Origin of the sequence: Pelagibacterium xiamenense (genome assembly GCF_021166475.1) — a bacterium.
GTDB lineage: Bacteria > Pseudomonadota > Alphaproteobacteria > Rhizobiales > Devosiaceae > Pelagibacterium > Pelagibacterium xiamenense.
In genome coordinates this window covers 228,347-250,070 of record NZ_JAJOYS010000003.1, presented here as the reverse complement: position 1 = coordinate 250,070, position 21,724 = coordinate 228,347, and the positions used below count along the sequence as shown (strand labels likewise).

The 21,724-nt window shown below is 62.5% G+C and carries 22 protein-coding genes; 4 read left to right on the top strand and 18 right to left on the bottom strand.

The features are described 5' to 3' along the window. Positions 1-81 precede the first annotated feature (81 nt). Entirely contained in the window at positions 82-1,272 is a 1,191-nt protein-coding gene (locus LSG43_RS13910) for a bifunctional 2-C-methyl-D-erythritol 4-phosphate cytidylyltransferase/2-C-methyl-D-erythritol 2,4-cyclodiphosphate synthase (protein ID WP_231805234.1), read from the top strand. Positions 1,273-1,275: 3 nt separating this feature from the next. Further along, complete coding sequence (locus LSG43_RS13905) at positions 1,276-1,767, top strand: CinA family protein (protein WP_231805232.1); 492 nt, start codon at positions 1,276-1,278, stop codon at positions 1,765-1,767. On the opposite strand, the gene LSG43_RS13900 is transcribed toward LSG43_RS13905, so the two are convergent. Beyond that, a complete protein-coding gene (locus tag LSG43_RS13900) occupies positions 1,757-2,920 on the bottom strand; it encodes a helix-turn-helix transcriptional regulator (RefSeq protein ID WP_231805230.1) in 1,164 nt (387 codons plus the stop codon). The genes LSG43_RS13905 and LSG43_RS13900 overlap by 11 nt on opposite strands. Before the next feature lie 151 nt (positions 2,921-3,071). Here LSG43_RS13900 and LSG43_RS13895 point away from each other — a divergent pair, with 151 nt between their 5' ends. Both LSG43_RS13895 and LSG43_RS13890 read left to right on the top strand, forming a co-directional pair. Next, positions 3,072-4,025, top strand: a complete 954-nt coding sequence (locus LSG43_RS13895; protein WP_231805228.1) for a transferrin-binding protein-like solute binding protein — start codon at positions 3,072-3,074, stop codon at positions 4,023-4,025. 69 nt (positions 4,026-4,094) lie between these two features. Then, positions 4,095-5,423 (top strand): surface lipoprotein assembly modifier, encoded by a 1,329-nt coding sequence (locus LSG43_RS13890; RefSeq protein ID WP_231805226.1) that lies wholly within the window; start codon positions 4,095-4,097, stop codon positions 5,421-5,423. Here the strand turns inward: LSG43_RS13890 and LSG43_RS13885 are convergent, their stop codons facing one another. The 17 genes from LSG43_RS13885 to queA all read right to left on the bottom strand — a co-directional run bounded on the left by LSG43_RS13885 (position 5,424) and on the right by queA (position 21,719). Beyond that, positions 5,424-5,861 carry a type II toxin-antitoxin system RatA family toxin gene (locus LSG43_RS13885; protein WP_231805224.1) on the bottom strand — a complete coding sequence of 146 codons (438 nt, stop codon included), beginning with the start codon at positions 5,859-5,861 and terminating at the stop codon, positions 5,424-5,426. After that, positions 5,861-6,817 carry a lipoyl synthase gene (gene lipA, locus LSG43_RS13880; RefSeq protein WP_231805222.1) on the bottom strand — a complete coding sequence of 319 codons (957 nt, stop codon included), beginning with the start codon at positions 6,815-6,817 and terminating at the stop codon, positions 5,861-5,863. Before lipA ends, LSG43_RS13885 begins: the two co-directional genes overlap by 1 nt. 83 nt (positions 6,818-6,900) lie before the next feature. Then, positions 6,901-7,158, bottom strand: a complete 258-nt coding sequence (locus tag LSG43_RS13875) for a GlsB/YeaQ/YmgE family stress response membrane protein (protein ID WP_231805220.1) — start codon at positions 7,156-7,158, stop codon at positions 6,901-6,903. Positions 7,159-7,346: 188 nt separating this feature from the next. Further along, the gene (locus LSG43_RS13870) at positions 7,347-7,601 is read right to left on the bottom strand and encodes a GlsB/YeaQ/YmgE family stress response membrane protein (protein ID WP_231805218.1); all 255 of its coding nucleotides are present in this window, start codon (positions 7,599-7,601) and stop codon (positions 7,347-7,349) included. A gap of 79 nt (positions 7,602-7,680) precedes the next feature. Beyond that, entirely contained in the window at positions 7,681-8,715 is a 1,035-nt protein-coding gene (locus tag LSG43_RS13865; RefSeq protein ID WP_231805216.1) for a Gfo/Idh/MocA family protein, read from the bottom strand. 16 nt (positions 8,716-8,731) lie between these two features. Continuing rightward, complete coding sequence (lpdA, locus tag LSG43_RS13860) at positions 8,732-10,171, bottom strand: dihydrolipoyl dehydrogenase (protein WP_231805214.1); 1,440 nt, start codon at positions 10,169-10,171, stop codon at positions 8,732-8,734. Between the two features lie 26 nt (positions 10,172-10,197). Next, complete coding sequence (locus LSG43_RS13855) at positions 10,198-10,836, bottom strand: SGNH/GDSL hydrolase family protein (protein WP_231805212.1); 639 nt, start codon at positions 10,834-10,836, stop codon at positions 10,198-10,200. A 10-nt stretch (positions 10,837-10,846) separates the two neighbouring features. Beyond that, positions 10,847-12,211 carry a pyruvate dehydrogenase complex dihydrolipoamide acetyltransferase gene (locus LSG43_RS13850; RefSeq protein WP_231805210.1) on the bottom strand — a complete coding sequence of 455 codons (1,365 nt, stop codon included), beginning with the start codon at positions 12,209-12,211 and terminating at the stop codon, positions 10,847-10,849. Positions 12,212-12,225: 14 nt separating this feature from the next. Beyond that, positions 12,226-13,632, bottom strand: coding sequence for a pyruvate dehydrogenase complex E1 component subunit beta (locus LSG43_RS13845; protein WP_231805208.1), 1,407 nt, complete (start codon positions 13,630-13,632; stop codon positions 12,226-12,228). A gap of 42 nt (positions 13,633-13,674) precedes the next feature. Next, positions 13,675-14,691: a pyruvate dehydrogenase (acetyl-transferring) E1 component subunit alpha gene (gene pdhA, locus LSG43_RS13840; protein WP_231805206.1), complete on the bottom strand. Its 1,017-nt coding sequence runs from the start codon at positions 14,689-14,691 to the stop codon at positions 13,675-13,677. 202 nt (positions 14,692-14,893) lie between these two features. Next, complete coding sequence (locus tag LSG43_RS13835) at positions 14,894-15,214, bottom strand: FtsB family cell division protein (RefSeq protein ID WP_231805204.1); 321 nt, start codon at positions 15,212-15,214, stop codon at positions 14,894-14,896. A gap of 85 nt (positions 15,215-15,299) precedes the next feature. Then, a complete protein-coding gene (locus tag LSG43_RS13830) occupies positions 15,300-15,662 on the bottom strand; it encodes a DUF4180 domain-containing protein (protein WP_231805202.1) in 363 nt (120 codons plus the stop codon). Between the two features lie 56 nt (positions 15,663-15,718). Further along, a complete protein-coding gene (eno, locus tag LSG43_RS13825; protein WP_231805200.1) occupies positions 15,719-16,993 on the bottom strand; it encodes a phosphopyruvate hydratase in 1,275 nt (424 codons plus the stop codon). Between the two features lie 105 nt (positions 16,994-17,098). Beyond that, positions 17,099-17,854, bottom strand: coding sequence for a type I methionyl aminopeptidase (gene map, locus LSG43_RS13820; protein WP_231805198.1), 756 nt, complete (start codon positions 17,852-17,854; stop codon positions 17,099-17,101). Between the two features lie 4 nt (positions 17,855-17,858). Continuing rightward, complete coding sequence (gene pgi, locus LSG43_RS13815) at positions 17,859-19,499, bottom strand: glucose-6-phosphate isomerase (protein ID WP_231805196.1); 1,641 nt, start codon at positions 19,497-19,499, stop codon at positions 17,859-17,861. Positions 19,500-19,516: 17 nt separating this feature from the next. Then, entirely contained in the window at positions 19,517-20,650 is a 1,134-nt protein-coding gene (gene tgt, locus LSG43_RS13810; RefSeq protein ID WP_231805194.1) for a tRNA guanosine(34) transglycosylase Tgt, read from the bottom strand. Further along, the gene (gene queA / locus LSG43_RS13805) at positions 20,643-21,719 is read right to left on the bottom strand and encodes a tRNA preQ1(34) S-adenosylmethionine ribosyltransferase-isomerase QueA (protein WP_231805192.1); all 1,077 of its coding nucleotides are present in this window, start codon (positions 21,717-21,719) and stop codon (positions 20,643-20,645) included. The genes tgt and queA overlap by 8 nt, the downstream gene beginning before the upstream one ends. Between the last annotated feature and the right edge of the window lie 5 nt (positions 21,720-21,724).

Sequence of the window (21,724 nt, the reverse complement as noted above, 5' to 3'; positions counted from 1 at the left end):
AGTCAGCGACGCTGACCTTGTGCTGTGCCCCGCCCGGGGATAGAGCAATGCGCAGTCTTGGAAGGGGCAGCGCCATCTAACATGTCGCATTTGGATCGCATAGCCGTAATCATCGTTGCCGGAGGCGCCGGCGCGCGCGCAGCCACACAGGGCGACAGCCTGCCCAAGCAGTACCGTCCCATCGTCGGCCGTCCCCTCCTCGCGCGCACGATCGAGGCGTTCCTCGCCATGGACCGTGTCAGCCTTGTGCTCCCGGTCATCGGTTCCGATCATAAGACACTCTACGAGGCGCTGGGACTTGCGCACCACAAGCTCCTGCCGCCGGTCGTGGGTGGTTCGACGCGGCAAATGTCAGGTCTTGCCGGGCTCGACGCTCTCGAGGCGGCAGCGCCGGACATCGTGCTCATTCACGACGCCGCGCGCCCGTTCGTTTCGGCCTCGCTCGTAGACAGCGTCGTTACCGCGCTTGCCGATGCGGAGGGCGCCGTGCCCGTGACGCTCGTCACCGACACCATCAAGCGTTCGGTCGACGGCAAGACCGTGGGCGGCACCGAGGACCGCACCCAACTCTTTGCCGCCCAGACGCCCCAGGGGTTCCGCTATCGCGACATCCTCAAGGCGCATCGCCGGGCGGTCGAATTCAGCGACGGGTTCACCGACGACGCGGCGATTGCCGAATGGGCGGGATTGCGTGTCGTGCTGTCGGAAGGCTCGACGCGGAACATCAAGATCACGCTGCCGGGCGATTTCGAGCGTGCCGAGCGGATGCTATCAGGAGACGGACTTATGGAAACACGGGTCGGCGCGGGCTACGATGTGCACGCTTTCGAGCCGGGCGACGCCGTGGTCCTGGGCAACATCGCGATCCCGCACACTGCGAAGCTCAAGGGCCATTCGGACGCCGACGTCGTCCTTCACGCCCTTGCGGACGCGATCTACGGCGCGCTGGCAGAGGGCGATATCGGCGCGCACTTCCCGCCCAGCGAGGCGCAGTGGAAGGGTGCGGATTCGCGGATCTTTCTCGAACACGCCGTTGGCCGCGTGCTCGCCCGGCGCGGGCGCATCGTTCACCTCGATGCGACGATTGTCTGCGAACGCCCGAAAATCGGGCCACATGTGACATCGATACGGCACCGGATCGCCCAAATCGCCGGGATCGATGCCGGCCGCGTTGCCGTCAAGGCAACAACGTCGGAACGCCTGGGGTTTACCGGGCGCGAGGAAGGGATCGCCGCGCATGCCGTTGCCACCATCGAGTTACCGAAAGGATAGGCGATGAGGATAGATCCCGCGCTTTACGATCTTGCCCAGGCCGTCAATGACGCGCTTCGCGCGGCAGGAGCCACCCTTGCGACCGCCGAGAGCTGCACCGGCGGGCTTATCGCCGGTGCGATCACGGCGGTGCCCGGCTCGTCGGACATTCTCTATGGCGGCTTCGTCACCTATTCGAACGCGGCCAAGACGGCCATGATCGGTGTTCCGGAGGACCTGATCGCGCATCACGGGGCGGTTTCGCCCGAAGTCGCCCGCGCCATGGCCGAAGGCGCCCGCCGGACCGCGCAGACCGATTTCGCGATTGCCGTCACCGGTGTCGCCGGGCCTGGCGGCGGCAGCCTCGAAAAGCCGGTAGGGCTTGTCCATTTCGGGTTCGCAAGCGCCACGGCAACTGTTCACGAACAGCGCCGGTTCGGTGATATCGGGCGGGACCGGGTGCGCGCGGAAACGGTTCGGGTTGCGCTCAGGATGGTCCTTGAAGCTATGGCCTGAGGCCGATGAGAATACGCACGACGTCGGCTTGCCGGTGCACGCCCATTTTCCACATCGCGGATTTGAGCTGGTTTCGAACCGTGTGAATGCTCACGGCGCGGTGTTCGGCGAGTTCGGCCTGGGTCTTGCCATCGGCGATACCCAGCGCGATCGCGGTCTCTGCCGCCGTCAGCCCATGGCCCTCGGCGAATGCGGACAATTCGGACCCGGCCGGGGTGTCGGGCGCGATTGTGACAAGCAGGCTCTGCCCCGCATAGCCGATGGTCAGGGGAAAGGACGGCACATTGTGTCGTGCCGGGTCGAACGTCACCGCGCGGATCGTATAGTCTTGCAGGTGTTCCCCCGAAGACCCCGCCCTCGCCCGCGCATGGAAGGTTCTGGAGACGGTGGGCAGGCCGTTCCGCAATCCGATCAGGCATTGATCGAGAAAGGCGGCTGCCCCGCTGTCGGAAAATGAAACCCGGCCATGATGGGTGTCGCGCAATATTGCGCCGGACAACAGCATGTCCATTGCGGCTGAATTCGCAAAGAGCACGAAGCCGTTTTCCGCCACCAGAAGCACGGCGGCCTCGCCGCGTATGTCTCCCTTGCGCAGCAGATCGTTTTCGAGCGACTGGCTGGCGAGCATGCGGGCGATTTCGAACGCCTGCTTGAGGTGTGGCGCCAGAACGCTGACGGTCCTGAGCCATTCGCGCTCGAGCTTTTCCTCGTCCGCAAGCCGGATATTGCCCCCAAAGGCAAGTACGCGCGTTTCATCTTTGAGCAGGAACACACCGCCCCCGGCGGCGACATCCTCCTGAGGGCGAACCCAGTCGTTATAGAACTCCGTTGCCAGCAACTCGTCCTTGAGGCGCATCTTCTGGACCGGCGTAACCACGCCGGGGACGACCTCCGCGAAGCCGGGCGCCCACGCGTTCATTTCGCCGTAGTACTCGCTGTAGCTCTGGAGAAAGTCCGGATCGTAGCCCGATGCCAGGTACCCCAGCGATATGTCCGCTGACGTATCGTGGCCGAGCAACTGCACACGCACGCCGCCAATTGTGCGGGTCACTTCATCAAGAAAACGCTGCCATAGGCTCGCGTCGAAGACGGCGCTGTAGAGCAGTGCCGTCAGCTTATCGAGCCCGTCCATATCGATTTGGCAATCGCCCATGATCCAAATGAACTATCAAAGCAAAATAGATGTCGCAATAGTCCAAATGGTTCATGCGCGAACTAGATCGCCTCGAACATAGTCTCCTCAGGAAGTCAACTTCCGTTCTATTCCATGGTCCAAGATGGACAGCGAAATCAGGGGGTCGAATATGGAGAATTCACGCATTTGGATACTTGGTTGCACGGCGATTGTCGGGGCAGCTCTCGGCGGGTGCGCGTCTACGGGCGGCGGCGGCGGGGGCGGCGCGACACTTAATGCCGTTTACGCCGAGGATGCCGGTACAGTCGGCGAGGCGCTGGCGTCCGGAGAGACCTTGATGGCTTACACCTCGAGCATGTCGCTCTCCGCGGTCAGGGAAAATGGCGTTTGGCAGAGCGATCCTGCATCGCCTCAATTCTCGCTCGTGCTCAACGACGAGGGCGGGATCGATGTCACTATCGACGGCAAGACGGTGAGCTTCACGGCCGCCGACCTGAGCGGGGAGTACGGATGGGAGTCCGGTGATGATGGCGTCTTCACATGGAGTGCCGATTCCGCTCAGCAGGCCCTCGATGGCGACGCTTTTGGCCAGTATCACCAGGTTTGGTCGTACTTCTGGCATCCCGAGGACACGATGTATAACGGGTTTGCCGTTATCGGCACCGAAACGACACCGGACGCGGTTGCAGCCCAGTCGGCCTCGGCAACATATTCGGGATGGGCGGCTGCCGATGCCTATTTCGCGGGATCGGAGAGCGATACCCGCACGCGGTTGTTTGGAGATCTTGCGCTTGCCGCGGATTTCGACGCCGGGACGATTGGCGGAACCATGAGCAATATCGGTGTCCGAGTCCGGTCCGATGGTGATTGGGGTGCCACAACCGATTTGGACGGCACGATCGCTCTCGAAACGTCGTCGATTTCGGGCAATGGCTATTCCGGAACGCTTGCGCCGGATGCAACCCTTGAGAGCGAACTGGCAATGGAGGATTTCGAGGGCGGCTACGGGGGCAAATTCTACGGGCCAGATGCCGAAGAAGCCGGCGGCACGCTTGGCTTCACCGGTGTCTCGGACGGCGATGCCGTAGTCGGCGCGGGGTTCTTTACCGCCCTGCAGGACTAATCCATCGGGTCGATCGTATGGGGCTGGCGGCAACGCCGCCCGTCCCGCCTCGGCCTCACAGGACATTCCATGGCTCGCCTTTTCGCTCCCTTTCACACCGTGGCGCGGACGCTGACGCTCGTTGTGTTCATGCTGATCCCGCTGCAACCGGCATTACCGCTCGAGGAACGGGCCTCTCCATTCGGCCCAGTGCTCGCACACCTGTTGGCGCAGGGCCGCTATGACGACGCGCGACGTCTCGCGGCGGAGATTTTCGCCGGACAACCAGGTGGCGCGGTTCAGCTTACCCAACTCGAGGGTATCATCCTGCTGCGCGACGGGCGCGTGGATGAAGCGGTCACCGTCTTTCGTGCGATACTGGCTGCACGACCGGATTTCACGCCGGCGCGGGTCGAACTGGCCCGCGCCCTGCGCATGAAGGGCGAAACCGATGCTGCCTATCACCAGTTCGAACTCTTGGCGCACGGCGGCGCCCACCCGGCGCTTCGGCAAATGGCGGCGGACGCCATGGACGCCCTGCGCGCAGAAAGGCCTTTGGGGGCATCGGTTCGCTTTGCGCTCGTGCCATCGACGAATTTCAACAAAGGCAGCGGGCATGAGACGTTCGACACCGGCGGGCTGGTCTTCTCGATTGACGAGAACGCGCGCGCCAGAACCGGCCTTGGCGTGGCTCTGGGCGCAACCGCTTTTGCCGCGTTCAGGATCGACGAAGATAACGATCTGACCGTTTCACTCATTGGTGATACGACCAAATATGTTGATGCCGCCGATTACGACCACGCCCAGGCCGGTCTCGAACTCACCTATGCGCACCGACGCCAAGGACTCATGATCGGCCTGGGCCCTGTTGCGCGCTACCAGTGGAGCGGCTGGGAACCGTATCTGGCGAGTTACGGCGCTGCCATCGAGGCTGCCGCTCCCGTTGGACCGGGTGACCTCGTCACCGCCACTTTTGAGGTGCTCGCGCGCGACTTTGCCGTGCTCGATCACCGGGACGGTTGGCAGGCCACAGGTACCATTGGCCTGCAACATCGGTTTTCGCCCTCCGCGAGCCTGGCGGTTACCCTCGGCACGACGCTGGAGCGGACGCAAAGGCCCCATATCGATCACAACGACATCGTTGTGGGTGTAACGCTTCGCAACGAATGGCATGGCGGGCTGATCACATCGCTGTTCGCATCATACGAACACCATGCCTATCTCGGCGATTATCCCGCTGTCGGGGCGCCGCGCGCCGATCACAAGATTACGGCCGGGGTTACCCTGGCGCACAGGGCCATCGATATTGCCGGATTTATGCCGCAGGTCAGCTATCAGTATTCCCGGCAGGTCTCGAACGTGACCTTCTTCGACTACGACAGCCACGATGTAAGGCTGGGGCTGACGCAATCCTTCTGATCACGAAAACCGCCGCGCCGCCTCCGTGACGAACGCGTCGATGATCTCTTCCTGCTTGGCCGCAAAGGCCGGCTCGGCGATGGAGCGGATCAAAGGATTGGCGATCTTGAAGTCGATGTCGAAGCGGATCAGACTCCCCTGCCCGCGGGGCGTGAAGCGCCAGAGCGAATCCAGGTGGCTGAACGGACCGTCTATGGCGCGGGCGCTCAGCGTCATCGCCTCGCGGTCGACAACAATGCGGCTGGTATAGGACTGCGCGATCGGGCCGAAGCGGATGTGCATGCGCGCGACGAACCTTGTCCCGGGCGCCGCCGGATCGCGTTTCACTTCCATATGCTCGCAATGGGGAATGAAACGCGGGTAGGTTTCGACGTCGGCGACGAGTTCGAGCATGCGTTGCGGCGCATGCGGCGTTATCCGCTCGAACGTTCTTTGCATCAGGCGATGCCGAGCCTTGCCTGCCGTGCGGCGCGAAGCTGCGCAAAATCCTCGCCCGCATGGTGCGACGAGCGCGTCAGCGGGCTCGAGGACACGAGCAGGAAGCCCTTGGTTTTGGCGACAGTCGCGTAGGACTTGAACTCCTCGGGCGTCACGTATTTTTCGACCTTGTGATGCTTGCGCGTGGGCTGGAGATATTGCCCGATGGTTAAAAAGTCGACATCGGCAACCCGCAGGTCGTCCATCAGCTGCAACACTTCGTTTCGCGTTTCGCCCAGCCCCACCATGATGCCGGATTTGGTGAACATCTGGGGATCGAGTTCCTTGACCCGCTGGAGAAGACGGATCGAATGGAAGTAGCGCGAGCCGGGCCGCACCGTGAGGTATTTCGACGGCACGGTTTCGAGGTTGTGGTTGAAGACGTCGGGCTTGGCCGCCACGACAATCTCCAGCGCGCCTTCCTTGCGCAGGAAGTCCGGTGTCAGGATTTCGATCGTCGTTTTAGAGTTGCGCGCGCGGATCGCGCGGATCACGTCCGCGAAATGCTGCGCGCCGCCATCGGCGAGATCGTCCCGGTCGACCGAGGTGATCACCACGTGCTGGAGCCCGAGCTTTTCAACGGCCTTGGCGACGTTTTCGGGCTCATTGGGATCGAGCGGTGTGGGCAGGCCCGTGCGCACGTTGCAGAACGCGCAGGCGCGCGTGCAGATCTCGCCCATGATCATCATGGTTGCGTGCTTCTTGCTCCAGCACTCCCCGATATTGGGGCAGCCGGCTTCCTCGCACACGGTCACCAGTCCGTGCTCGCGCACGATATCCTTGGTCTCCCGGTAAACGGGCGAACCGGGCGCCTTGACGCGGATCCAGTCCGGCTTGCGCAGCATTTCGGTATCGGGGCGGTGCGCCTTTTCCGGGTGCCGCGGGCGGTTTGCGGTCGTATCGAGCAGTGTAACCATGATGCCTTTCCAGGTTCCGCTTCCACGGGTGTGGAGCGCGGATTCCGGCAGCCAAATGCCGGGAGACGATGGATTGTGGCAGCTTAGTCGAAGACGCGGGCGAGGAAAACGACGGAAACAGCGCCGATGGCGGCCGTCACGATGTGTCGTGTCATCGCGTTGCTGATCGGAACGTCGACGCCGAACTGGGTAATGAAGAAACCCACGATACCGGCGCCGGCAACGCCGGCAGCGAGATAGCGCCAGACGGTATGGGCGGAAAAGATCAGGCTCCCGGCCAGCCCGCAGGTCAACCCTACGGCAATCCAGATCAGGAATGGCTCGGCCGTCACTGCAAACATGCCCGTCCCCATCAGACGATTATGCGTGCCACAAGTTTAGTTCAAATGCTCCGGTTTTCGAGAGATTTTAAGCGATAACCGCGGGGTTCTTCATATATTGGTCAATTTACGCCTAGCGCAATGGCACCGATTTGAACGAATTTCCCGCGGTTATCGCATTCGACGTTTCCTCGGATATGGCTCGGCGGCTAGGTCCGGGACTTCACGAGCCGATAGATCCAGATCAGCAGGCAGGCGCCTATGACGGCAATGATGAGCTGGCCGATAATGCCGCCCAGTGTGCCGCCCACGATAAAGAACAACAGCGCGTTGAGCACGACGGCGCCGGCAATGCCGAGCAGGATGTTTACGATCAGATTGTGATCCGACTTCATGATCTGTTCCGCGATCCATCCGGCAATACCGCCGATGATGATGGCTCCGATCCATCCGATGCCTTCCATTGCAACCTCCTAAGTTGGTGTTTGCATGAGGGACAATGTGCGTACCCGCCGTTCCGATGCATGAAAATCACGCATCGCCCTAGAGATCACCGATTTCGACCCACGCACCGGCCTGGCTCGCCGAGCGGATCGTCGCCTCGACCAGCGCGAAGCTCAAAAGATTCTCCTGGCCGGAGCTGAAATGAGGTGGTGTCCTGCCTGTCTCGATGGCCGTGGCGATCGCGTTGAGCGTTCCGGCCCGGTCGAGATGGTCGAGTTTGGGCAACGCGATTTCGTCTGCCTCGCCCGAAAGGTCGCGGGTGCGCACGATGTCGGGCAGATTGCCCGTGGCGCGGTGATCGCGCGAGCTCCACCAGATTTCGCCTTTCGAGCAATCCATCGACCAGGCCCCCGACCACGCCGTGTCCTGCGCGCCGCTCATCCACGAGCCGCGATAGCTCACCACGGTCCCCTTCTCGAATTCGAGGGTCGCAACGCCGATAGGATGATGGACGAACTGGCTATCGGTGGTATTCCAGGTGCGGCAGGAGACGCGTTTGGGGTCGTCGCCCAAAACCATGCGCATAAGATCGAAATGGTGGATCGCCATGTCCGCCAGAAGCGGATCGGGCATTTCCCAGAACCGGTAGCCGACGGATGGGGCGTGTTTGCGGAAGTCGATCGATACGAGATTGACGTCGCCCAGCGTCTTATTCGCAACCATTTCCGCGACTTTATGCGGCGCGGGATTGTGGCGGTAGTTCTGGCTGACCATCAGGATGCGGCCGGCCTTCTCGGCCCTGGCCACCAGGTCGCGCGCCTGGGCGAGGGTCGAGGCGAACGGCTTTTCGACGAGGACGTTGAAGCCAAGATCCAGCGCCTGCCCGACGACGGGATGATGCGCCTCCGTTCGCAGCGTCGCCAGCACCAGATCGGCGTCGGTTTTTGCGATCGCCTCTTCGAGGCTCAGGAAGCACTTGTCCGGCGCGACACCCAGTTCGGTTTGCACCCGCCTGATCGCCTCGGGATTGGCATCGACATAGGCGACCGGGGCCACGCGCTCCACGGTGGGAACGATCTCCTTGGCCCAGGAAAAGCCCCATCCGCCAAGTCCGACCTGAATTGCCCTGACCATGCCAGCGTTCTCCGCGTCAGATGTTGAGCGCCTGCCCGTAGGCGTCCAGCACGCTTTCCTTCATCGTCTCCGAAAGCGTTGGGTGCGGGAAGATCGTGTGGATCAGCTCTTCCTCGGTCGTTTCGAGATTCATCGCGACGACGAACCCCTGAATCAGCTCGGTCACCTCGGCGCCGACCATATGCGCGCCCAGGAGCTCGCCGGTCTTGGCGTCGAAAATGGTCTTGACCAGCCCGTCGGGTTCACCAAGCGCAATCGCCTTGCCATTGCCGACGAACGGAAAACGTCCGACCTTGATCTCGCGGCCGGCCTCCTTCGCCTTGGCTTCGGTCAGTCCAACGCTCGCGACCTGTGGCTCGCAATAGGTGCAGCCCGGGATTTTGGCCTTTTCGAGCCCATGTACCTTCTTGCCCGCGATGGTTTCGATCGCGATCACCGCCTCGTGCTCGGCCTTGTGTGCGAGCATCGGCGGACCGGCGACGTCGCCGATGGCCCAGATGCCCTCGACGTTCGTCCGGCCATGATCGTCCACGACGACGATGCCCCGGTCGATCTTGACCCCGATCTTTTCGAGCCCGAGATTTTCAGAGTTCGCCTGAACGCCGACCGCCGAGATCAGCTTTTCGGCCTTGATCTCTTTCTTCTCGCCGTTCTTGAGCTCGACATGCGCGGTGACGCCATCCTTGGTCTTGTCGACCTTGGAAACCTTGGCGTCCGTCAGGATGGAAATGCCGCGCTTTTCGAAGCGCTTGCGCGCAAGTCCGGCGATCTCGGCGTCCTCCACGGGCATGATCTGCGGCAGGAGCTCGATCACCGTCACTTCTGCGCCCATGGAGCGGTAGAAGGACGCGAATTCGATGCCGATGGCGCCCGAGCCCATGACGGCGACGGATTTCGGCATTTTTTCGGGCTTCAGCGCCTCGAAATAGGTCCAGATCTTGTCGCCGTCCGGCTCTATGCCGGGCAGGACGCGCGGCCGCGCGCCGGTCGCGACGATGATGTTCTTGGCCTTGTACGTCCCCTCCCCGAGCGTCGTCTTGGGCTTGGGGTGCTGCGGTTCGACGGGCTTTTTCTTTGTGGCTTCGACCTTAACCTCGCCGACCTTCGTGATCGTCGCCTCGCCCCAGATGATATCGACCTTGTTCTTCTTCATGAGGAACTGGCAGCCGTCGTTCATGCGGCCCGCGATCTGGCGCGAGCGTTTGACGATCTCGGAGATATCGAAGTCGAACTTGTCGGCCTTGAGCCCGTAGTCCTTGGCGTGGCCCATATGGCCGTAGATCTCGGCGGAACGCAGCAGCGCCTTGGTGGGGATACAGCCCCAGTTCGAGCAGATGCCGGCCATGTGCTCGCGCTCGACAACCGCCGCTTTCATCCCGAGCTGCGATGCGCGGATGGCGGCGATATAGCCGCCGGGGCCGCCGCCGATCACGATGACATCGTATTGATCCGCCATAGGAAAAACCTCTTTATGGTTGGGCCCTAAAGGCCGAGCAATTTCGAGACGACCGGCGCCAGAGCATCGCCAATGGCGCGCGTGTTCGCCGCGTCGAGGTGGACGCCGTCGAGCGGCGAAGCCTTCGCCACGCTCGCAGCATCGAAGAAGGTGCAGCCGGTATCCCTTGCAACCCGCTCGTAATGACCGGCGAGATCAGGGCTTTCAGTCATTCCGTGCCGGAACATCGTCGAAAGGTCGGCGTGTTCGGTCGCGATGCAATGCGGCGGCGCCACCAGAACGACCTCGGGTACAGGTGCGGTTGCGTCGTAAGGATGAGTACGCACGATCTCGGCAAGTCGTTTCATGCCCATCGCGGCGCCCAGTGCGGAGCCGCAGATATAGGACTTCATATCGTTTGTGCCGAGCATGATGACGACGCAGTCGATCGGTTGATGGCTCGAAAGCAGCGTGGGCAGCGTTCGGGCGCCGTTCCGGTCGGCGGGCGAGGAGAAGTCGTCAAAGACAGTGGTGCGCCCTCCAAGCCCCTCGGCAATCACCCTTGCCTTTCCGGCAAGGCCCGCCTCGAGCCGTGTCGGCCACCGGTCCTCATAGGCGTGCCGCGGCCCTCCGGCCGGATCGGCGCCAAAGGTCAGGCTGTCGCCGTAAGCGAGGATAGTCTTCATCGTCCTGCCCTTACGCCAGCATCATGGTGGGCGTTTCGATCAGTTGCTTGAAAACCCCCAGCAGTTCGGCCCCGAGCGCGCCGTCGACCGAACGGTGGTCGCAAGAGAGCGTCACCGTCATGAAATTGCCGGTCTTGATCTCGCCCTTTTCGGCATAGACGCGTTCCTCGCCCTTGCCGACCGCAAGAATGGTCCCGTGGGGCGGATTGATAACGGCGGCGAAGTTGGAGATGCCGTACATCCCCAGATTCGATACTGCCGTCGAGCCGCCCTGATATTCGTGCGGCGCAAGCTTCTTGGACCGCGCACGGGTAGCAAGGTCTTTCACTTCCGCGGAAATCTCGCGCAACGTCTTGGTGTCGCAGGATTTGACAACCGGCGTGAACAAACCGCCGGGGACCGACACGGCCACGGCCACGTCGGAGCGCTTGTGGTAGAGAATCGAATCTCCGGCCCAGGTCGCGTTGGCCTGCGGTAGCCGCTGAAGCGCAACGGCCCAGGCCTTCATGATGAAGTCGTTGACCGAGAGCTTGTATTCGGGCTTGCCGTCCTTGTCCTTCTTGGCCGCGCCATTGATCTGCTCGCGGGCGGCCAGAAGCGCGTCGATGCGGCAATCCATGTTGAGATAGAAGTGGGGAACGGTCTGTTTCGCCTCGGTCAGCCGCGCGGCGATGGTCTTGCGCATGCCGTCGGCCGGGACGAGTTCGTAAGTCCCTTCCTCGTAGAGCGAGAGCACCTGCTGTTTGCCCAGTCCGGCAGCCATCTGCCCCCCGGCTGCCGGTGCCGCTGCCGCAGCCGCCTTGCCAGAAACGCCGTCTTTCTTGGCCTTCTCGATGTCGGCTTTGACGATGCGTCCCTTCGGCCCGGAGCCCGACAGCGCGGCAAGGTCAATGCCAGCGTCCTTGGCCAGGCGCCGTGCGAGCGGCGAAGCGAAAATGCGATTGCCATCGCCTTTGGTCGGCGCCGGCCCGGCGCCTGTCGCGGGAGTGCTGCCCTTGGCCGCTTCCGGCGTTGCGCCGGCGGGAGCGGCCTTTGCGGCTTCCTTGGCCTCGCCATTGGTTTTGGCTTCCGGTTCCGGTGCCTTCTCGGCCTTGGGCGAGCCGGCATCCGCCTTGATGTCGTCCGCGCTTTCGCCCTCTTCGAGCAGCACGGCGATCACGGCGTTGACCTTGACGTTCTCGGACCCTTCATCGACGAGGATCTTGCCAATGGTGCCTTCGTCGACCGCCTCGACCTCCATTGTCGCCTTGTCGGTCTCGATCTCCGCAATGACATCGCCGGAGGAGACGGTATCGCCTTCCTTGACATGCCATTTGGCGAGCGTGCCCTCCTCCATCGTCGGCGACAGGGCGGGCATTGTGATGTTGATGGGCATCGGAATGGCCTCCCTTAGCTGCGATAGGTGACGGCATTCACCGCCGCGATGACTTCGTCGACATTGGGCAGCGCGAGCTTTTCAAGGTTGGCCGCGTAAGGCAGCGGCACGTCCTTGGCGGTGACGCGGGTCACGGGCGCATCGAGATAGTCGAAGCCCTGCTCCATCAGGCGCGCGGCGATTTCCGAGCCGACCGAACCCTGCGGCCAGCCTTCTTCGACCGTCACGCAGCGGCCCGTTTTCTTGACGCTTTCGAGCACCGTCTCGAAATCCATCGGGCGGATGGTCCGAAGGTCGATGAGTTCGACATCGACACCGGCTTCGACCAGCTTCTCGGTCGCCTGGGTCGCGTAGCGCATACCCATAGAGAACGAGACGATGGTGACGTCCTTGCCCTCGCGCGCGATCCGGGCCTTGCCGATAGGCAGCACGAAATCGTCCATCTTCGGGACCGGCCCGGTCGAACCGTAAAGGATCTCGTTCTCGAGGAAGACGACCGGATTGGGGTTCCGAATAGCGGCCTTCAGGAGCCCCTTGGCGTCCGCCGCCGAATAGGGTGCGATGACGATGAGGCCGGGAACGTGGGAATACCACGCCGTATAATCCTGGCTGTGCTGCGCGCCCACGCGCGCCGCCGGGCCATTGGGACCACGGAACACCATCGGGGCCTTGATCTGCCCGCCGGACATATAGAGCTGCTTGGCGGCGGAATTGATGATCTGGTCGATGGCCTGCATGCCGAAGTTCCAGGTCATGAATTCGACGATCGGCTTCAACCCGGCAAAGGCGGCGCCCACGCCGAGACCGGCAAAGCCGTGCTCGGTAATGGGCGTATCGATGACGCGCTTGCCGCCGAATTCCTGCAGCAGGCCCTGGGTGACCTTATAGGCACCCTGATACTCAGCGACTTCCTCGCCCATCACGAAGACGTCGGGGTCGCGGCGCATTTCCTCGGCCATGGCGTCGCGGAGCGCTTCACGCACCGTGGTCTCGACCATCTCGACGTCGTCGGGCAGGTCGGGATCGGCCGCGGGCTTGAACTCGGGCGCCTTGGGCGCCGCGTCGGCCTTTGCTGAAACTTCGGGTTGGCTTGTCTCGGGCTCGGCAGCATCCGGGCCGGGCTTTTCACTTTCCTTGGGCGCTTCGGCAGGCTTTTCCGAGATGTCGGCCGCGCTCTCGCCCTCGCCCAGCAGCGTTGCGATGAGGGTATTGACCTTCACCCCTTCGGTGCCTTCGGCAACGTGAATCTTGCCGATGGTACCTTCGTCGACGGCTTCGACTTCCATCGTCGCCTTGTCGGTTTCGATTTCGGCGATGACGTCACCGGGCGCGACGCTATCGCCTTCCTTCACGACCCATTTGGACAGAGTGCCCTCTTCCATCGTGGGCGACAGGGCGGGCATCAGAATATCGGTTGGCATGAAACAGTCTCTCTTAAAAGGCGGTCAGGCGACCGTTTCTGATCAGGCGCTGATGGTTACGTCGGTATAAAGCTCGGAGGCGTCGGGCTCGGGATCGTTGGTGGCGAAATCCGCGGCCTCGGTCACGATGGCGCGGATGTCCTTCTCGATCTCCTTGAGCTCCTCTTCGGTAGCATGCCCGCCCTCGAGGAGGCGCTTGCGCACCTGTTCGATCGGATCGCGTTCGGAGCGCATGGTCGAAACTTCCTCTTTCGAGCGGTATTTGGCCGGGTCCGACATCGAGTGCCCGCGATAGCGGTAGGTCAGCATCTCGAGGATGTAGGGGCCTTTGCCCGAACGCGCGTGCTCGATGGCGCGCCCTGCGGCGTCCATCACCATGCGGACGTCCATGCCGTCGACCTGTTCGCCCGGAATGCCGAAGGAGACGCCGCGCTGGGAAAGATCGGTCGTCGAGGCCGAGCGCTCGATCGAGGTGCCCATGGCGTACTTGTTGTTCTCGATCACGTAGACGACCGGCAGGTCCCAGAGTTTCGCCATGTTGAAGCTCTCATAGACCTGGCCTTGGTTGGCGGCGCCGTCGCCGAAATAGGTGATCGAGACGTTGTCTTCTTCGCGGTACTTGATCGCAAACGCGATGCCGGTGCCGAGGCTCACCTGAGCGCCAACGATACCGTTGCCGCCGTAAAAGCGCTTGTCGGTCGAAAACATATGCATCGACCCGCCCTTGCCCTTGGAGAGCCCGCCCGAACGGCCTGTCAGTTCGGCCATGATACCGTTGGGATCCATGCCAACCGCCAGCATATGGCCGTGGTCGCGATACCCGGTGATCGAGGAGTCGCTGTCCTTGGCCGCCATCTGGATGCCGGTCACGACGGCCTCCTGCCCGATATAGAGGTGGCAGAAACCGCCGATCAGCCCCATGCCGTACATCTGGCCCGCTTTTTCCTCAAAGCGGCGGATCAGGAGCATCTCGCGGAAGGCGTGAAGCTCTTGTTCCTTGGTGAACTGGGGGGCATTGGAGGTGGACTTGGCCTTGGTGGCCGTCGCTTTGCGCGCCATGCGGGACGTCTCCAGAAATGGTGGACCCGGGTCACGCGGAAGGGAGCCGCGCAACCGCAGAATGCTTCTTACACAATATCGTCGCGCCGGTCACTGGGAAAGCGCTGCGATATGCTCGGTTCACGGTTTATGGTATTGATATAAAAGCAGGAATTTAAGTTATCCGAATTTCAGTTAATTTTGAAAATCAACTGATATGTGGTTACTTTGTATCGTCCGGAACGATAATGATGTCGTCAGGGTGGACGAGGCCAAGGAGCTCCCGGGAACGCTCGGTTATGATGTCCGGATCGAGCCGTTGCGGCTCGAATAGCGCAATGCGATGCCGGTAGGCTTCGATCTCGGTGTCAAGCGCCGCCTGGCGGGCTTTCAGCACCTCGATTTCGGCAAGCATATCCTTCTGGCTTTCAAGCCCGAATGTGCCGGTCAGCAGGTGGTAGCCCAGATAGCCCTGAAACGCCACCAGCCCGGCGGTGACCGAGAGCTTCAAAAGAATGGAGGGACGTTTGACGCGCGTGGGCATGCGGGTGCGGGACTCGAAACGGGAAACGTTCGCCCTTTATGACTCGGTTAGCCTTAAGGACTGGTTTCGTCCCGAGGGATTTGCATCAGGCGGCGCTGAGCGTGCTGCCGAGTTCCGCGAGCGAGGCGACGAAACGGATGTGGCCGCCGGTATTACACTCGTAGACAAAGTCCCGCAGCGCCGTGCTTTCAGCGGTATGGGCCGAGATATCGCCGATGATGGCTGCCTTGATGTTGTAGTTCGCGAGCTTTTGAAAAAAGCCGCCCGCCTGCTTTGTGCTCAGAACGAAGAATTCCGGGGCCAGCCGGGAAGCCGGGATCGCCACCCAATCGGCGCCGGTCCCGTAAGTTTCGCCGATGACGGTAAGCGCATCGTCCTCTCCAGCAAGCAGCGCGCCCGCCGAATCGAGTTCGACGACAACCTCGGAGCCGAACATATGGACTTGCATGGGTACCCTCCTGGGCGGCGTGTGGGCAGGGCACGGACGCCCTGCCCTTTCTGGCCTTATCCCTTGAGAATGGACCGGCCGGCATAGACCGCGGCCGAGCCGAGATATTCCTCGATACGGATGAGCTGGTTGTACTTCGCCAGCCGGTCGGACCGCGCCAGCGAGCCGGTCTTGATCTGCCCGCAATTGAGCGCAACGGCGAGGTCGGCAATCGTCGAATCCTCGGTTTCGCCCGAGCGGTGCGACATGACCGCCGTATAGGACGCCTTGTGCGCGGTCTCGACCGCGTCGAGGGTCTCGGACAGCGAGCCGATCTGGTTGACCTTGACGAGGATCGAGTTGGCGACACCCATCTTGATGCCGGAAACCAGCCGCTCGGTGTTGGTGACGAAAAGGTCGTCGCCCACGAGCTGTACCTTGCCGCCAATCGCCTGGGTCAGGCCCTTCCAGCCCTCCCAATCGTCCTCGGCCATGCCGTCTTCGATGGAGATGATGGGGAACCGGGCGGTCAGATCTTCGAGGTATTTGACCATCTCGTCCGATCCGAGCGACTTGCCCTCGCCCTTGAGATTGTATTTGCCATCGGCGAAGAACTCGGTCGAGGCGCAATCGAGCGCGAGATAAACGTCTTCGCCCGGCTTGTAACCGGCCTTTTCGATCGAGCGCATGATGAAGCCGAGCGCGTCTTCGGTCGAGGAGAGGTTCGGGGCGAAACCGCCCTCGTCGCCCACATTGGTGTTGTGGCCGTCTGCGGCAAGGTTCTTCTTGAGCGTATGGAAGATTTCCGAACCGATCCGCACCGCGTCCGCAATCGAGGACGCGCCAACCGGCATGATCATGAATTCCTGGATGTCGATGGGGTTGTCCGCGTGCTCGCCACCGTTGATGATGTTCATCATCGGCACCGGCAAAACGCGCGCGTTCGGGCCACCGACATAGCGGTAAAGCGGCAGCGCGCTCGATTCCGCGGCGGCCTTGGCGACCGCGAGCGAAACGCCGAGGATGGCGTTTGCGCCGAGCTTGCCCTTGTTGTGTGTGCCGTCGAGGTCGATCATGGCCTGATCGATCTCGATCTGGTCGAGCGCATCCATACCCTCGACTTCGCTGGCAATCACGGTATTGACGTTGTCGACGGCCTTCGAGACGCCCTTGCCCGAATAGGTATCGCCACCGTCACGCAGTTCGACGGCCTCATGCGCGCCGGTCGAAGCGCCCGAGGGCACCGCGGCCCGGCCGAAGCTGCCATCTTCGAGAACCACATCGACCTCGACGGTCGGGTTGCCACGGCTGTCGAATATCTGCCGGCCAATGACGTCAACAATTGCGGACATGCGCTGAGAGCCCTCTCTTTGTGCGGATGAGACCAATGGATGACCTTCTAAATAAGGTCACGCGGCTATGAAAGGCCTTGGCGCAGAAATATTGCACCCGCATGACTATGCGGCGAGCGTTACCACGACCGCGCCGCGCTTGGTCGCAACCACCGTATGCTCATACTGAACGCACGGCGCTGCCGGCACACTCACCAGCGTCCAGGGATCGTCCAGATCTTTTTCTTCGGCCATCTGTCCGCCCAGGGATAGGAACGGCTCGATGGTGAAGACCAGTCCATCGCCGATGCGCCGGCGTTCGGAGCGATCCGGCCATGTGGGGATTTCGCCCGGCGCATCGTGCAGGCTATCGCCCACGCCGTGGCTCGCCAGGTTGCGGATGAGGGTATAGCCGTGCATCCCGGCGAATTTGCCGATGGCCGTACCGATATCGGCGAGCCCGCCGCCGGCCCGCACCGCCCGGATCCCCGCCCACATCGCCTTCTTGCCGTCCCGGCAGAGCTTTTCGATGCGCGGCCGCCCCGGCGGCACGATGTAGGAGGCGCCGGTATCGGCAAAAACGCCGTCCTTTTCCGCCGAAACGTCGATATTGACCAGGTCGCCGGCCGCGATCACGCGGTCACCCGGCATGCCGTGCGCGATTTCCTCATTGACCGAGATGCAGGTCGCGCCGGGGAACTGGTAGGTGATTTCCGGCGCCGAGCGCGCGCCGCTCGCCTCGAGCACCTTGCGGCCGATGTCGTCGAGTTCCTGCGTCGTGATCCCCGGCTCGAGCGCGGCTGCCATCGTATCGCGCGCCACGGCGCAAATCCGCCCGATGGCTTTCAGCCGCGCAAGGTCTTCCTCCGAGGTGATCGTCACCGTGTCAGCCTCTCAATTTATGGAAATGCGCCAACAGCCCTTGCGTCGAACTGTCATGGCTTTCCGCCGAGGTTGTGCCCTCGACTTTGGGCAGCAGAGCCTTGGCGAGCTGTTTGCCGAGCTCAACGCCCCACTGGTCGAACGAATTGATGTTCCAAAGCGTCCCCTGCACGAACACCTTGTGCTCGTAAAGCGCAACGAGCTTGCCCAGGGTCGCCGGGTCGAGCCTCGAATAGACGATGGTGTTGGAGGGCCGGTTGCCCGGGAACACCTTGTGGGGCAGCAGCGCCTTGATCTGCGATTTGGAGAGCCCGGTGCCCTTGAGTTCGGCCGCAACCTCCTCCTCGGTCTTGCCCAGCATGAGCGCTTCGGACTGCGCAAAGCAGTTGGCCACGAGCTTGTCGTGGTGCGGCGGCAGGGTTTCGTGCGGGTTGGCCGCAACAAGAAAGTCGCAGGGGATGACGCTCGTACCCTGATGGATCAGTTGGTAGAACGCGTGCTGGCCGTTGGTGCCGGGCTCCCCCCAGATGATCGGCCCGGTCTCCCAGGGTGTCGGCTTGCCGTTGAGCGTCACCGATTTGCCGTTCGACTCCATGTCCTGCTGCTGAAGGTACGCCGGAAAGCGCGATAGCCGCTGATCGTAGGGCAGCACGGCGTGGCTCGCGAACCCCCAGGCATTGCGGTACCAGGCACCGATCAGCCCCATGATGACCGGCAGGTTCTCTTCGAGCGGCGCGGTGCGGAAATGTTCGTCCATTTCCCCCGCCCCGCGCAAAAACGCCTCGAAATTGTCGAATCCGACCGCAATCGCAACTGGCAACCCGATCGCCGACCACACCGAATAGCGCCCGCCGACCCAGTCCCAGAACCCGAAGATCCGGTCTTCGCGGATGCCGAAGGTCTGGCAGCCTTCGATATTGGTCGAAACGGCCGCGAAGTGATCGGTCACGGCGTCCTCGCCCAGTGCGTCGGCGAGCCATTTGCGCGCCGAATGCGCATTGGTCATCGTTTCGTCGGTGGTGAAGGTCTTCGAGGCGACGATAAACAGCGTCGTCGCCGGATCGAGCCCCTTGAGGGTGTCGGCGATATGCGCGCCATCGACGTTCGAGACGTAGTGCGCACGCAGGTTGGGCCGCGTATAGGGCGCAAGCGCCAGCGTCGCCATCACCGGCCCAAGATCGGACCCGCCAATGCCGATATTGACCACATCGGTGAACTGCTCGCCGCCGTGCCCGCGAATGCCGCCGTCCCGGACGTCGTCGGAAAAGCCCTTGATCCGCGCAAGCACATCGCGCACCGCCGGCATCACATCCTCGCCGCCGACATTGACCGGCGCATCGCCGAAATAGCGTAGCGCCATATGCAGCACCGACCGGTGCTCGGTCGCATTGATCGGCTCGCCGGCCCACATCGCATCGCGCCGCGCTTCGAGATCGATTTCGCGCGCGAAGGCAAAGAGCGCCTTCAGCGCCGGGGTATCGATCCGGTTCTTCGAATAGTCGAGCAGGATATCCCCGAAGGTCGCCGAATAATTGGCGAACCGGTTGGGCTCATTGGCGAACATCTCGCGCATGGAGGTGCCCGAAAGGCGCTTCCTGTGTTTGACGAGATCGGCAAAAGCGGCCTTGCGGGTTTTGTTCGACATGAATACGTCCTCTGTGACTAGTCGAGCGCAGGCAGGTCCCCACGAGCCCATCCCTCACGGACCGATGCGCAGTATGATACGAAAGTCGCATCCTCAATCGCACGCCGCATCCCGTCCATCAACTCCTGATAGTAGGAAAGATTGATCTGGGAGAGGATCATCGCGCCGAGGATTTCCTCGCACTTGACGAGGTGGTGCAGATACGCCCGCGAAAACCGCCGCGCCGTCGGGTTGGCAGAGGTCTCGTCGAGCGGCCGCGGGTCGTCGCGGTGCCGGGCGTTCTTGAGATTGATGACCCCATAGCGGGTATAAACATGCCCGTGCCGCCCGGCCCGCGTCGGGTGCACGCAGTCGAACATGTCGATCCCGCGCGCAACCGCGCCCAGAAGGTCGTCGGGCTTGCCCACACCCATCAGGTAGCGCGGCTTGTCCTCGGGCAGCTGCGGCGTGATGTCTTCGAGCACCGAGAACATCACCTCCTGCGGTTCGCCCACTGCCAGCCCACCGACCGAATAGCCGTGGAAGCCGATATCAACGAGCCCCGCCGCCGAACGCGCCCGCAACTGTGGCACGTCCCCGCCCTGAACGATCCCAAAGAGCGCCCTGCCCCTGGCATCGTCGAACGCGCGCTTGGACCGTTCGGCCCAGCGCAGCGACAGTTCCATGCCGCGCTCGATTTCGGCGTGCTCGGCGGGCAGCCTGACGCATTCGTCAAGCTGCATGATGATGTCGGAATCCAGCAGCTTCTGGATTTCTATGGACCGTTCCGGTGTGAGGTTGTGGCTCGATCCGTCGATATGGGATTTGAACACCACCCCGTTCTCGTCGAGCTTACGCAGCGTCGCGAGGCTCATCACCTGAAAACCGCCGGAATCGGTGAGGATCGGCCGCTCCCAATCCATGAATTTGTGCAGCCCTCCGAGCCGCGCCACGCGCTCCGCGCCGGGCCGCAGCATCAGATGGTAGGTATTGCCCAGCAATACGTCCGCGCCGGTCTCGCGCACCTGCTCGGGATACATGGCCTTCACCGTCCCAGCCGTACCCACGGGCATAAAGGCGGGCGTGCGGATCTCTCCACGCGGCGTATCGATCTGTCCCCGCCGGGCCATGCCGTCGGTCGTATGGAGGGTGAAACGGAAATGTTCAGTCATTGGTGGCCCGGAAAAGCAGCGAAGAGTCGCCATACGAATAGAACCGGTAGGCGTTTTCGATCGCGTGCTTATAGGCTTTGTGCATGGTCTCCAAGCCGGAAAAGGCCGAGACCAGCATGAAGAGCGTCGAGCGCGGCAGGTGGAAATTGGTCATCAGCACGTCGACCACCCGGAAGTCGAACCCCGGCGTGATGAAGATGTCGGTATCCCCGGCAAACGCCTGAAGCGCTCCGGTCTCCCGCGCTGCGCTTTCGAGGAGCCGCAGGCTGGTGGTCCCCACGGCCACGACCCGCCCGCCGTCGGCCTTCGCCTTTTCGATGCGCGCGACGGTCTCCGGCGAGACGACACCCCATTCGGCGTGCATCTTGTGGTCCTCGGTATCGTCCGCTTTCATCGGCAGGAAGGTCCCTGCTCCCACGTGCAGCGTCACATGTTCGATGGTGACGCCCAACTCTTCGAGCCGGGCAAGCAGTTCCTCGGTGAAATGCAGCCCCGCCGTCGGCGCCGCGACCGCACCGTCATGCTCGGCATAGACCGTCTGGTAATCCTCCGCATCCCGCGCCTCTATGCCGCGCTTGGCCCCGATATAGGGCGGCAGGGGCATTGCCCCGCGCGCCTTGATGGCCTCGTCGAGCACGGCATCGGAAAAATCGAACGCCAGGGTCACCTCGCCATCGGAAACCACCTTGACGGTCGCGGAGAGCTCATCGAGCAGGCAAACCTCAGAGGTCGCGCCAAAGACGACCCGGTCGCCCTCCTTAAGGCGCTTTGCCGGCCGGGCGAAGGCACGCCAGGTGTTACCGTTCTCACGCTTGTGGAGGTTGAACGAGACGTTTGCGGCATACTCACCGCGATGGCGGACGCCCTTCAGATCCGCCGGGATGACCCGCGTATCGTTGACCACGAGCACGTCGCCGGCGCGCAATATACCGGCGAGATCGGTCACGACGCGATCCGTGAGCGTTCCGTCGGACGCCACAACGAGCATTTTGGCGCTATCGCGGGGCGAAACCGGATGCAGCGCAATCCGGTCGTCCGGCAGTTCGAAATCGAAAAGGTCGACTTTCATTCTAG